Here is a 12,731-nt window from a genome sequence, read left to right as displayed (position 1 = left end):
GGCTTCGCCTTACCCGGCCTACGTTCATGCCGTTGTAGGCCCGCTAAGCGCAGCGCCACCGGGCAACAAAATCAATATCCCGCCGTTAAATCATCCACCGAACGCGGATCGGACGCCCCGAACAGCGCACCGTCCGGCCCGACCATAATGCTCTGGGTGCTGCCCATCGCCTCTTTCACCGCCACCTTCTGCCCGCGCTGCTCCAGCAGTTTGATCGTGTCCGGGCTAAAGCCTTTCTCGACGCGCAGCTCATCTGGCAGCCACTGGTGGTGGAAACGCGGAGCATTGGTCGCTTCGGCGACGTTCATCCCAAAATCGATGCTGTTCACCACCATTTGTAGCACAGTAGTGATAATCCGGCTCCCGCCAGGGCTCCCGGTCACCAGCCAGGTCTTGCCGTCTTTCACCACGATGGTAGGGGACATGGACGACAGCGGACGCTTCTTCGGCCCGACGGCATTCGCATCGCCGCCGACCAGCCCGTAGACATTTGGTACACCCGGTTTGGCCGAAAAGTCATCCATTTCATTGTTCAGCAAAATGCCGCTGTTGCCCGCGACAATCCCGGTGCCGAAGGTAGTATTCAGCGTGTAGGTCACCGCCACCGCATTCCCGTCTTTATCCACCACAGAGAAATGCGTGGTCTGGTTACTTTCATACGGGGCCAGCTTGCCGGGGCGGATCTCGCTGGACGGTTTGGCCTTGTTGATGTCGATCTCATCGGCAATCGATTTGGCATAGGCCTTGTTGGTCAGCGCCTGCCACGGCACCTTCACGAAGTCCGGATCGCCGAGGTACTCCGAGCGGTCGGCGTAGGCGCGTTTTTCCGCTTCTGCCATCACCTGCATGGCGTCCGCGCTGCCGAAGCCGAACTTGTGCATATCGAAGTTTTCAAGGATGTTGAGGATCTGCACGATGTGAATGCCGCCGGAAGACGGTGGCGGCATGGAGAAGACCTCGTAGCCGCGGTAGGTGCCGCTAATCGGCTCGCGCTCCACCGCCTTGTACTCGGCCAGATCCGCTTTGGTGATAAGCCCGCCGTTCTTTTGCATCTCGTCGGCAATCTGATCGGCAATCGCCCCCTTATAGAAGGCATCCGGGCCGTTTTCGGCAATCAACTCCAGGCTTTTCGCAAGGTTCTTCTGCACCAGCCTGTCGCCCTTTTTCAACGGTTCGCCCTCTTTCCAGAAGATCGCCTTGCTGTTTTCATGATTGGGAATGACTTCACTGCCGTAGGTTTTGAGATCGTCGGCCAGCGCGTCGTTCACCACAAAGCCATCCCGCGCAAGTTTGATGGCAGGCTGCACCACTTTGTTCAGCGGCATCGTGCCGTATTTCTCCAGCGCCAGCGAGAAGCCCGCAACGGTGCCCGGCGTACCGGACGCCAGATGCGAGGTCAGGGATTTTTTGCTGTCCGGGTTCCCCTGCTCGTCGAGGAACATATCGCGGGAAGCCTGACCGGGAGCCATTTCGCGGAAATCGATGGCTGTGGTTTTACCGTCTTTGGTACGCAGCATCATAAAGCCGCCGCCGCCGAGGTTACCCGCCTGCGGGTGCGTCACCGCCAGCGCGTATCCCACTGCGACCGCCGCATCCACCGCGTTACCGCCCTGCTTGAGAATATCGACGCCCACCTGCGTCGCAAGCGCATCCACTGACGCCACCATGCCATGCGTCGCCCGCACGGGATGAAAAACATCTTCCTCCACGCCGTAGGACACTGGCGGAGCCGCGGGCGGGTTGGCCGCCACGCTAAATGTGCCGCCTGCCATCAGCGCGGCGATCGCTACCCAGCGCAAAAACGTTGGTTTCATCATTATTGTTCTCCAGGTGAAGGGGCCCATATTCCCCGCTTAAGCCTGGTTCACAACTCCTAAAAAATCATCGTTATGGTTGAATCAGGGTAAACTTAAGAGAAGCCTCAAAAGGAGGAGATGACAATGAAACGCTTACTGATTCTTACGGCGCTGCTCCCGTTCGCGGCGCTCGCACAGCCACTGAATACCCTGAATAACCCTAACCAGCAGGGTTACGTCATTCCGAGCCAGCAGCGCATGCAGACGGAGATGATGAGCCAGCAGCAACAGCAGAAAGGGATGCTGAACCAGCAACTGAGAACACAGACGCAGGTACAGCAACAAAGCCTGCAAAACCAGATGAACGCCAATACGCAGCGCATCCAGCAGGGTCAGGTGCGTGAGCAGCCGCTGCAGAATAAAAACGGCGGGATGCTGAGCGGTGGTAGCACGTTAAACAGCGGTCAGCAGCATATGCTGCCGTCGCAGTCGAACGGCAGTATGCTTAATAATCCGCAGAACTAAAGTTTGGGCCGATCCGGTCAATCGCATCGGTACAGATGCTGTCCACGCCCCAGCGCAGCAGCTCGGCCGCACGCTGGGGTTTGTTAACGGTATAGACCAGAATGTGCAGCCCCGCGTCTTTCAGCATTTTCACTCGTGCTTCATCCAGCAGCTTGTGATTCAGGTGGATCGACACGCAGGCTAAGCGGGTCGTCAGCGCGCGCCAGTCTTCACGCCACTCGTCCAGCAGCAGCCCACGCGGTAGCTCCGGCACAGCAGCCTGCGCGGCCTCCAGCGCGTCGATGTCAAATGACGACAGCAGCGGCGCGGTCATGCCTTCCCACAGTTCACGCGCGGCCAGCGCAATCACCTTACCCGTTAACGGCCCGGTGCCGGTGGTCGGTTTGATTTCAATGTTGGCCATCATCCCGTGATGACGACAACGGTCCGCCACGTCCGCCAGCAGCGGCAGCGGTTCACCCTTAAATTCGCCGCTATACCAGCTTCCGGCATCCACCTTCAGCAGATCGCGCCACGGCAGCTCACCCGCCACGCCCCAGCCGTTGCTGGTGCGTTCGAGGTTGTCGTCGTGCAGCAGGAAAATCTCACCGTCTTTCGACAGTTTGGCGTCGAACTCGATCATCGTGTGACCGAAACGCGCCCCCGTGTCGATGGCGGCCAGGGTGTTTTCCGGTGCCAGTTTACCGCCGCCACGGTGAGCGACGATGTGGGGATAAGGCCAGTTGCTCATACTCGTTGTCCTGTTTCACCGTCAAATAAGTGCAGGTGATTTTCCGGCAGATGCAGCCACAGCGTGCTGCCCGCTTTAGGGCGCTCCTGATGCGCCAGTCGCACCACCATTTTTTGCTCGCCCCAGCGTCCATGCGCCAGGTTATCAGCGCCCAGCATCTCCAGCGTGTCCATCACCAGCGGCACGCCGCCGTCCGCCTGAGAGGTTAAAGCAATATGTTCCGGGCGGATACCGAGCGTCATCTTACGCCCGGCGTAGCCACGATAGTACCAGTTGATCGGTAATGCCATCCCGCTTTCCAGCTCAAAGTGGGTGCCCGCGCTGCTGATGCGCCCTTCCAGCAGGTTCATTGCCGGGCTGCCGATAAAGCTCGCCACAAAGCGGCTGGCCGGTTTTTCGTACACTTCCACCGGGGTGCCAATCTGCTCGGCGATGCCTTTGTTCATTACCATCACGCGCTGGGCGAGGGTCATGGCCTCGACCTGATCGTGCGTGACGTACAGCGAGGTGGTTTTCAGACGACGATGCAGCTGCTGCAGCTCAAGGCGCATCTGCACGCGCAGCTTGGCGTCGAGGTTAGAGAGCGGCTCATCGAACAGGAATACGGCCGGGTCGCGCACGATGGCGCGCCCCATCGCCACGCGCTGGCGCTGACCGCCGGAAAGCTCTCGTGGGCGGCGTTTCAGCAAGCCATCCAGCTCCAGAATGCGCGCGGCCTCTTTCACGCGCTCGTCGATATGACCTTTGCCCATGCCGCGGATTTTCAGCCCCCAGGCCATGTTCTCTTCCACGCTCATGTGCGGATAGAGGGCATAGTTCTGGAACACCATCGCGATGCCTCTGTCTTTCGGCTCCATCTCGGTGACGCGCTGGCGGTCAATCCAGATATCCCCGGAGGTGACGCGCTCAAGCCCCGCCACCATGCGCAGCAGCGTTGACTTGCCGCAGCCGGACGGACCGACCATCACGATAAACTCTCCGTCCGCCACGTCGAGCGTTAATGGCTGAATGACCTGGGTTTTGCCATCCCAGCTTTTGGTGACTGCCTGTAATTTTAAACCTGCCATCTTATTTCTCACTGTCCACTAAACCACGCACAAACGCACGCTGCATGGCTAAAACGATAACGACCGGGGGGATAAGGGTCAGCAGCATCGCCGCCATCACCTGGTTCCAGAGGGTGGTGCCTTCGCCAGTGGCGATCATGCCTTTGATGCCCGCCACGGCGGTGCCGAGGTTGACGTCCTGAATAATCAGCAGCGGCCACAGATACTGGTTCCAGCCGTAGATAAAGGTGATCACAAACAGCGCCGCGAGGTTCGTTTTCGACAGCGGCAGCACGATGTCGCGGAAGAAGCGCATCGGCGACGCGCCGTCGATACGCGCGGCTTCAATCAGTTCGTCCGGCAGGGTCATAAAGAACTGGCGGAACAGGAAGGTGGCGGTCGCCGAGGCCATCAGCGGCAGGGTTAAGCCCGCGTAGCTGTCGAGCATCCTGAGGTTGGCGATCACTTCCACCGTCGGGAAAATACGCACTTCCACCGGCAGCATCAGGGTGATGAAGATCATCCAGAAGAAGAGGTTACGCAGCGGAAAGCGGAACCAGACGATGGCGAAGGCCGAGAGCATCGACACCGTGATTTTGCCCACGGTGATGCCAAACGCCATGATGAAGCTGTTGAGCATCATCAGCCAGAACGGTGCGCTGTTGGCCCCCACGCCCTGGGTCCAGATGGTCTTCATGTTCTCGAAAAGGTACCCGCCAGGGATCAGCGTCATCGGCGTGTCGAATACCGCTTTGGTGTCCAGCGTGGCGGCAACAAAGGCCACGTACAGCGGGAACAGGATGACGATGATGCCCAGAATCAGCATGGTATGGCTGAAAATCGTCAGCCCGCGACGGTTCTCAATCATTGGTAGCGCACCTTACTTTCAACATAGCGGAACTGCACCACCGTGAGGATGATGACGAGGAACATCAGCACGACCGACTGCGCGGCCGAAGCCGAGAGATCCAGCCCCGCAAAGCCTTCGCGGTAGATCTTATAAATCAGCGTTGTCGTTGCCTGTACCGGTCCGCCTGCGGTGGCCGCGTCGATCACCGGGAAGGTGTCGAAGAAGGCGTACACCAGGTTGACCACCAGCAGGAAGAAACTCACCGGAGCGATCAGCGGCAGCGATAATCGGAAGAAACGACGAATGGGACCTGCGCCGTCAATCGCGGCGGCTTCCACCAGCGAACGAGGGATGGACTGCAACGCGGCAAAGAAGAACAGGAAGTTGTAGCTGATCTGCTTCCACACCGAGGCAAACACCACCAGGAACATCGCCTGACCACTGTTCTGGGCGTGGTTCCAGTCATAACCAAATTCTGCCAGGAAATGGGTGATCAGCCCGCGACCAGGGTTAAACAGGAAGATCCACAGTACGGCGGCCACGGCGGGGGCCACGGCGTAGGGCAGCAGCATCAGGGTCTGATACAGACGGCTGCCGCGCACCACATAATCCACCAGCGCGGCGAAAAACAACGACGCCACAAGGCCGCTGACGGTGACGAGCGCGCTGAACTTCATTGTCGTCCAGAAGGAGTCAAGATAGTAGCTGTCATGGAACAGCGCGGTGAAGTTGTCCAGCCCGACAAACTGGCTGGAAAGCCCAAACGGATCGACGCTTTGCACCGAGTACCACAGCGCTTCGCCCGCAGGCCAGATAAAGAAGATAACGGTGATGACCAGCTGCGGCGCGACCAGCAGGTACGGCAGCCAGCGGGAACGGAACACCGGACGGGATGAGGACATTGACATTTGGTTCCTGAACAATGCCGGGTGACGGTTACGCCTTACCCGGCCTGGATGTGGCACGTCGTAGGCCCGGTAAGCGAAGCGCCACCGGGCAAATCACAGATTACGATTTGGTCGACTGCTCAAAGCGGCGCAGCAGCTGATTCCCGCGATCTACCGCAGAGTCCAGCGCCTGCTGAGGCGTCTTCTTACCGGTCCACACGCTCTCTAACTCTTCATCCACGATGGTGCGGATCTGCGGCATGTTGCCGAGACGCAGGCCTTTGGTGAACGGCAACGGCGGCTTGTTCAGCATCTGGCGCGTGGCGATATCGGCTCCTGGGTTTTTGCTGTAGAAGCCCTGCTCACGGGTCAGGTCATACGCAGCTTTGGTGATCGGCAGATAGCCGGTCTTCTGGTGCCATTCGGCGGCATTTTCCGGCTTCGCCAGGAAGTCGAGGAACTCGGCCACGCCTTTGTAGGTGCCGTTGTCTTTACCCTGCATCACCCACAGGCTCGCCCCGCCGATGATGGCGTTCTGCGGCGCGCCTTTTACGTCAGCGTCGTATGGCATCATGCCCACGCCGTAATTGAATTTGGCGTAGTGGCGGATGTCTGCCAGCGAGCCGGAAGAGGCGGTGGTAATGGCGCAGTCGCCGTTGTAGAACTTCTCGGTGGATTCGTCTTTACGGCCAAAGTAGCTGAAGTCGCCCTTCTTGTTCAGATCGGCAAGCAGCGCGATGTGCTTCACCTGCTCTGGCTTGTTGAACTCCAGCACGGCATCCGTACCGTCGAAGCCGTTGTTTTTGGTGGCGACCGGCAGACCGTGCCAGGCGCTGAAGTTTTCAATCTGAATCCAGCCCTGCCAGCCGCTGGCGTAGCCGCACTTCATCCCCGCCGCTTTCAGCTTCGCGGTGTACTCCGCCAGATCCTGCCAGGTTTTTGGCGGCTGCTCCGGGTCTAAACCGGCTTTTTTGAAGGCGTCTTTGTTGTAGTACAGCACCGGCGTGGAGCTGTTGAACGGCTGCGACAGCATATGGCCGGTTTTAGAATCGGTGTAGTAACCGGAGACGGTCGGCACGAACTGGGATTCGTCGAAGTTAATGCCTGCGTCTTTGAACACTTCATAGACCGGTTTGATGGCTTTAGAGGCCATCATGGTGGCGGTGCCCACTTCATAAACCTGCAGAATGGCAGGTGCGTTACCGGTACGGAAGGCGGCGATACCCGCGCTCAGGCTCTGTTCGTAGTTGCCTTTGTACACCGGCACAATTTTGTAATCCGGGTGGGCGTCGTTGAAACGTTGCGCCAGGGAGTCAACCTCTTTACCCAACTCCCCTTCCATGGAATGCCAGAACGGAATGGTGGTGACAGCCATTGCGTTCGTCGCAAAAGCCAGACCGATTGCCAGACCCAAAGCTGTATGTCGTAACGATGTCATTGTCATCTCTCTTATTGTGCCGGATGCGCGATATCACGCGTTTTGTGCTCGCGAGGTAACATGACATGCTCGAATGACAGAAAAATAACTGTTTGTTTACAGATAAGTGACAACAAAGCGTCAGGGGGATGATGGTTGTGTGAAGGGGGTGGGGGGTAAAAAAAGCCGGGTGGCGGCTACGCCTTACCCAGCCTACTCGATCCCGTAGGCCCGGTAAGCGTAAGCGCCACCGGGCGATACAGACGGCTTAGCCGCCTAAATACGCACTCCGCACCGCTTCGTTCGCCAGCAGCGCGTCGCCGGTATCGGAGAGCACCACGCGACCATTCTCCAGCACGTAGCCGCGATCGGCGAGCTTCAGCGCCTGGTTGGCGTTCTGCTCGACGAGGAAGATGGTCATCCCCTCTTTGCGCAACTGTTCGATGGTGTCGAAAATCTGCTGGATGATGATCGGTGCAAGACCGAGCGACGGTTCGTCCAGCAGCAGCAGGCGCGGCTGGCTCATCAGCGCGCGGCCAATCGCCAGCATCTGCTGTTCACCGCCGGACATGGTGCCCGCACGCTGAATGCGCCGCTCCCACAGGCGCGGGAAGAGTTCATATACCCACTTGATGCGGGTCTGGAACTGATCGCGATCGGCAAAGAAACCGCCCATCGCCAGGTTCTCTTCCACCGTCATACGCGAGAACACGCGACGCCCTTCCGGGACAATTGCTACCGCCTCACGCATGATCCTGGCAGTCTGCCAGTCGGTGATGTCTTTGCCATCAAACACTATTCGCCCGCTGGTGGCGCGCGGGTCGCCGCACAGCGTGCCGAGCAGCGTGGTTTTCCCCGCGCCGTTGGCCCCAATCAGGGTGACGATTTCACCCTGATTGATATGCAGGCTGACGTCGTGCAGCGCCTGGATCTTGCCGTAATGGGCATTCACCTTGTCGAACGTTAACATCGCTTTTTCCATCTTATGCCTCACCAAGGTATGCGCGGATCACGTCCGGGTTGTTACGGATCTCTTCCGGTGTGCCATTCGCCAGCGGCGTACCCTGGTTTACCACGTAGATACGGTCTGAAATGCCCATCACCAGCTTCATGTCATGCTCAATCAGCAGGATAGTGGTGTCGTGATGATCGCGCAGCTCGGCAATCAGCTCGTCCAGCTCTTTGGTCTCTTTCGGGTTGAGGCCCGCCGCCGGTTCGTCGAGCATCAGGATTTCCGGCTGCGTCACCATGCAGCGCACAATCTCCAGACGACGCTGGTCGCCATAGGCCAGGTTGCTCGCCTGACGGTTGGCATGTTGCAGCAGGCCAATACGGTCGAGCCAGGTCGCCGCGCGGTCAAGCGCTTCCTCCTGCGCGCGGCGGAAGGCCGGGGTTTTGAGCAGGCCAGAAAAGACGCCGGTTTTAAGCTGCTGGTGTTGCGCCACCAGCAGGTTCTCAATCACCGTCATCTCGCGGAACAGACGCACGTGCTGGAAGGTACGCACCACGCCCATGCGGGCAATCTGCTGGCCCGGCAGCCCTTCAAGATGCTGGTCACGCAGCATGATGGTGCCGCCCGTCGGCTTGTAAAAACCGGTCAGGCAGTTAAACACCGTGGTTTTCCCCGCGCCGTTCGGGCCAATCAGGGAGACGATCTCTTTTTTGTGCAGATCCAGATTGACGTTATTGACCGCCAGCAGGCCACCAAAACGCATCATCAGGCCGTTAACAGATAATAAAGGCTTCATGCCTGCTCTCCTTTTGCTTGCCCGTTCTTCAGCTTCAGCTGTGGACGGGTCATCGGCAGCAGGCCCTGCGGACGCCAGATCATCATCAGCACCATCAAACCACCCAGCATCAGCATGCTGTACTCGTTAAAGTCGCGCATCAGCTCACGCGAGACCACCAGCAGGATAGCCGCGAGGATCACGGCGAACTGCGAGCCCATCCCGCCGAGCACCACAATCGCCAGCACGAAGGCCGATTCGGCAAAAGTGAACGATTCCGGGCTGACAAAGCCCTGACGCGCGGCGAACAGTGTCCCGGCGAAACCGGCAAACGCGGCGCTGATGGTGAACGCGGTCAGCTTGATGCGGGTCGGGTTCAGGCCCAGCGAGCGACAGGCGATCTCATCTTCACGCAGCGCTTCCCACGCGCGGCCCAGCGGCATGCGCAGCAGACGGTTAATCACGAACAGGGTAATGACCACCAGCAGCAGCGCCACCAGGTAGAGCCAGATCACGCGGTCGGACGGGTCATACTTGATGCCAAAGAAGTTGCTGAAGGTGTCCCAGCCACCTTCACGGGCGGAACGGCTGAACTCCAGGCCGAAGAAGGTCGGTTTCGGGATCTGGCTGATGCCGTTCGGGCCGCCGGTCACTTCAGTGTTGTTAAGCAGCAGGATACGGACGATTTCGCCGAAGCCTAAGGTCACAATCGCCAGGTAGTCACCGCGCAGGCGCAGCACCGGGAAGCCGAGCAGGAAGCCCGCGGCTGCAGAGACCAGCCCCGCCAGCGGCAGGCACGTCCAGAAGCCGAGGCCGTAATAGTGGTTCAACAGCGCAAAGGTGTACGCGCCGATGGCGTAGAAACCGCCGTAGCCCAGTACCAGCAAGCCAGACAAGCCCACCACCACGTTCAGACCGAGACCGAGGATCACGTAAATCATGGTCAGGGTGGCGATATCTACCGTGCCGCGCGACACCATGAACGGCCACGCTACAGCCGCCACCAGCAGCGCCACGAGGAACAGCTTCTGCTTCACGGTAGAGCCGTCGATAGCAGGCAGCACGAATTTCGGCCCGGAGACGCCTTTCAGCGTCTTCTGGAATACCGGACGCAGAAGCTGGAACAGGAACACCACGGCAGTACCGATAAACACCCACTGCCAGCGGATGTCGGCGGCGGTATCCACCACCAGCTTAGTGCCATCCAGTTCTAACTGGACGCCCATAAAGACGCCCGCCAGCACGAAGAACATGGCGGCAGAGAGCAGCGCCATTGCAAAATGCATCGGTTTCATACTTTCTCTACCTCCGGACGGCCCAGAATACCGGTAGGCATTACCAGCAGAACCAGAATCAGCAGGGCAAACGACACCACATCTTTATATTCCGTACTCAGGTACGCCGAGGAGAGCGCTTCGGCCACGCCCAGGATCAGGCCGCCGATCATCGCGCCCGGAATACTGCCGATACCGCCCAGTACCGCCGCGGTGAAGGCTTTCATCCCGGCCATAAAGCCGATGTACGGGTTGATCACGCCGTAGAACTGACCAAGCAGCACGCCCGCCACTGCCGCCATCGCTGCGCCGATCACGAAGGTGAGCGCAATCACGCGGTCGGTGTTGATACCGAGCAGACTCGCCATTTTCAGGTCTTCCGCGCAGGCGCGGCAGGCGCGTCCCATGCGGGAGTAGCGAATGAAAATAGTCAGCGCCAGCATTGCCAGGAAGGTCACAATCCAGATAACCAGCTGCATGGTGGTGATAGAGGCAGAGAAGTTTTCGCTGGCCCCCACAATCCACTGGCCGTTGAACAGGCTAGGCAGCGCCACGTCGCGCGAACCTTCGGTCAGGCTGACGTAGTTTTGCAGGAAGATAGACATACCAATCGCGGAGATCAGCGCAATCAGGCGTTTGGAGCTGCGCACCGGCCGGTAGGCCACGCGCTCGATACTCCAGCCGTAGGCGCTGGCAATCACAATCGCGCCGACAAACCCGGCGGCGACCAGCAGCCAGCTACTGTCGATGCCCATCATCATCAGGGCGGCAATGATCATAAAAGAGACGTAGCTACCGATCATGTACACCTCGCCGTGGGCGAAGTTGATCATGCCGATAATGCCGTAAACCATCGTGTAGCCGATGGCGATCAGCGCGTAGGTGCTTCCCAGCGTGACGCCGTTAAACATCTGCTGCAAGAAATAGAGAAACTGCTCGGACATAAGGAAACCTTTTTATACCCGCCCGGTAATCCGGGCGGCGGGATAATTATCTGGCGACCGAGGAAGACCCGTCGGCGTGCCACTTAAAGACACCAAATTCAAATCCCTTCAGATCGCCTTTCTCATCCCAGTTCAGCGGCCCAATCACGGTGTTCGCCCCGTGTGCTTTTAAATCTTTCACCAGATCCAGCGGCTCTTTGCTGCCGGTACGTTCCAGCGCGGTGGCCAGAGACTGTACCGCGGCGTAGGTGATCCAGACGTAAGGACCACTTGGATCTTTCTTCTGCGCCTTGAGCGCCTCTACGATAGCCTTGTTTGCCGGCTCCTGGTCATAGCGTTTTGGCATTGTTACCAGCATGCCTTCGGCAGAATCGCCCGCGATATTAGACAGGGAAGCATTGCCCACGCCCTCTGGCCCCATGAACTGGGTTTTAAGACCAGTCGCGCGCGCCTGACGCAGCATCTGGCCCATTTCCGGGTAGTAGCCACCATAGTAAACGAAGTCGATATTCTCTTTTTGCAGACGGGCAATCAGCGCGGAGAAATCTTTCTCGCCTGCGGTAATGCCATCAAAGAAGACGATATTCGCGCCGCCTTTTTTCAGGCCGTCCTGAACCGAGCGCGCCAGACCTTCGCCGTACTGCTGCTTGTCATGAATAATGGCGATGCGCTGCGGCTTGACGGCCTCAAGGATGTATTTTGCGGCCGTTGGCCCCTGAGAGGAGTCCAGACCAGCGGTACGCATGATGTGCTGATAGCCGCGCTGGGTCAGTTCCGGGTTGGTTGCGCCTGGGGTGATCATCAGAATGCCTTCGTCTTCGTAGATATCAGACGCGGGCTGCGTGGAGGATGAACACAAATGGCCGATGACGTACTGGATGCCATCGTTCACGATTTTGTTGGCAACCGCGACGGCCTGTTTAGGATCGCAGGCGTCGTCATACTCTACGCCGACCAGTTTGTCGCCCTTAATACCGCCTTTGGCATTGATATCTTTGATGGCCTGACGCGCGCCGTTGAACTCCATGTCGCCCCACTGGGCAACCGGACCGGACATGGCACCGACAACGGCAACTTTAATATCGTCCGCCATGGCTGCCTGCGAAATCGACAGTGCAACCATTCCCGCGATTAATGCTTTCGCGTTCCTTTTCATCTCTGAATCCCCATTCGTGACGTGATGTTTATATTTTGTTTTATTATGGTTAAAAAGCATTCTGTACTTTTATTGAACAACGCTATTTTTACCAGTGCCTTTAATGGTTTAGCGCAGTTTTTTGTCAAAAACCAGACTAAAATCTCTATTTTTCAGGCGATTAAGCAAAGATAATATTCTGAAATCAGGCAGAGATAAACAAATAAAAGCACAGTTGGCAGCATAAAATAACGGTACATTGCGCCGAATAAATCACTACCATTTAGGTTAAAATTCTGCTTATTTTTCGATCCATGTATTTTCGAACTACACATGGCGTTACCAAAAAACTAATCACCTGGTATATGGATATAAAAAGAGGAAGCCGCTGGCGGAATAA

12 protein-coding genes are annotated in these 12,731 nt (G+C 58.0%); 1 reads left to right on the top strand and 11 read right to left on the bottom strand.

Features of this window, described 5'->3' with window-relative positions; translation table 11 throughout:
* Window positions 1-71 precede the first annotated feature (71 nt).
* The gene (ggt, locus tag ABGB15_RS01595) at window positions 72-1,817 is read right to left on the bottom strand and encodes a gamma-glutamyltransferase (RefSeq protein WP_215723516.1); all 1,746 of its coding nucleotides are present in this window, start codon (window positions 1,815-1,817) and stop codon (window positions 72-74) included.
* 123 nt (window positions 1,818-1,940) lie between these two features.
* Between ggt and ABGB15_RS01590 the strand changes: the two genes are divergently transcribed.
* Window positions 1,941-2,321 (top strand): DUF2756 family protein, encoded by a 381-nt coding sequence (locus ABGB15_RS01590; protein WP_215723517.1) that lies wholly within the window; start codon window positions 1,941-1,943, stop codon window positions 2,319-2,321.
* On the opposite strand, the gene ugpQ is transcribed toward ABGB15_RS01590, so the two are convergent.
* The 10 genes from ugpQ to livK form a co-directional block, all read right to left on the bottom strand.
* Complete coding sequence (ugpQ, locus tag ABGB15_RS01585) at window positions 2,302-3,051, bottom strand: glycerophosphodiester phosphodiesterase (RefSeq protein ID WP_215723518.1); 750 nt, start codon at window positions 3,049-3,051, stop codon at window positions 2,302-2,304. The genes ABGB15_RS01590 and ugpQ overlap by 20 nt on opposite strands.
* Window positions 3,048-4,118, bottom strand: a complete 1,071-nt coding sequence (locus ABGB15_RS01580; RefSeq protein ID WP_152082578.1) for a sn-glycerol-3-phosphate import ATP-binding protein UgpC — start codon at window positions 4,116-4,118, stop codon at window positions 3,048-3,050. Before ABGB15_RS01580 ends, ugpQ begins: the two co-directional genes overlap by 4 nt.
* Before the next feature lies 1 nt (window position 4,119).
* Complete coding sequence (gene ugpE, locus ABGB15_RS01575; protein WP_215723519.1) at window positions 4,120-4,965, bottom strand: sn-glycerol-3-phosphate ABC transporter permease UgpE; 846 nt, start codon at window positions 4,963-4,965, stop codon at window positions 4,120-4,122.
* Window positions 4,962-5,849: a sn-glycerol-3-phosphate ABC transporter permease UgpA gene (ugpA, locus tag ABGB15_RS01570; RefSeq protein WP_023618241.1), complete on the bottom strand. Its 888-nt coding sequence runs from the start codon at window positions 5,847-5,849 to the stop codon at window positions 4,962-4,964. Before ugpA ends, ugpE begins: the two co-directional genes overlap by 4 nt.
* Before the next feature lie 106 nt (window positions 5,850-5,955).
* On the bottom strand, window positions 5,956-7,272 hold the full coding sequence (gene ugpB, locus ABGB15_RS01565) for a sn-glycerol-3-phosphate ABC transporter substrate-binding protein UgpB (RefSeq protein WP_215723520.1): 1,317 nt from the start codon (window positions 7,270-7,272) through the stop codon (window positions 5,956-5,958).
* Window positions 7,273-7,519: 247 nt separating this feature from the next.
* Window positions 7,520-8,233 (bottom strand): high-affinity branched-chain amino acid ABC transporter ATP-binding protein LivF, encoded by a 714-nt coding sequence (gene livF, locus ABGB15_RS01560; RefSeq protein WP_152082581.1) that lies wholly within the window; start codon window positions 8,231-8,233, stop codon window positions 7,520-7,522.
* Between the two features lies 1 nt (window position 8,234).
* Window positions 8,235-8,999, bottom strand: a complete 765-nt coding sequence (livG, locus tag ABGB15_RS01555; protein ID WP_152082582.1) for a high-affinity branched-chain amino acid ABC transporter ATP-binding protein LivG — start codon at window positions 8,997-8,999, stop codon at window positions 8,235-8,237.
* Window positions 8,996-10,273 (bottom strand): branched chain amino acid ABC transporter permease LivM, encoded by a 1,278-nt coding sequence (livM, locus tag ABGB15_RS01550; protein ID WP_215723521.1) that lies wholly within the window; start codon window positions 10,271-10,273, stop codon window positions 8,996-8,998. The genes livG and livM overlap by 4 nt, the downstream gene beginning before the upstream one ends.
* On the bottom strand, window positions 10,270-11,196 hold the full coding sequence (gene livH, locus ABGB15_RS01545) for a high-affinity branched-chain amino acid ABC transporter permease LivH (protein WP_040078237.1): 927 nt from the start codon (window positions 11,194-11,196) through the stop codon (window positions 10,270-10,272). The genes livM and livH overlap by 4 nt, the downstream gene beginning before the upstream one ends.
* Before the next feature lie 46 nt (window positions 11,197-11,242).
* Window positions 11,243-12,352, bottom strand: a complete 1,110-nt coding sequence (livK, locus tag ABGB15_RS01540; RefSeq protein WP_215723522.1) for a high-affinity branched-chain amino acid ABC transporter substrate-binding protein LivK — start codon at window positions 12,350-12,352, stop codon at window positions 11,243-11,245.
* Between the last annotated feature and the right edge of the window lie 379 nt (window positions 12,353-12,731).

This window comes from Enterobacter sp. MALB-1 (genome assembly GCF_041021625.1).
Classification (GTDB): domain Bacteria; phylum Pseudomonadota; class Gammaproteobacteria; order Enterobacterales; family Enterobacteriaceae; genus Enterobacter; species Enterobacter oligotrophicus.
This window is presented reverse-complemented; position numbering and strand designations above follow the sequence as displayed.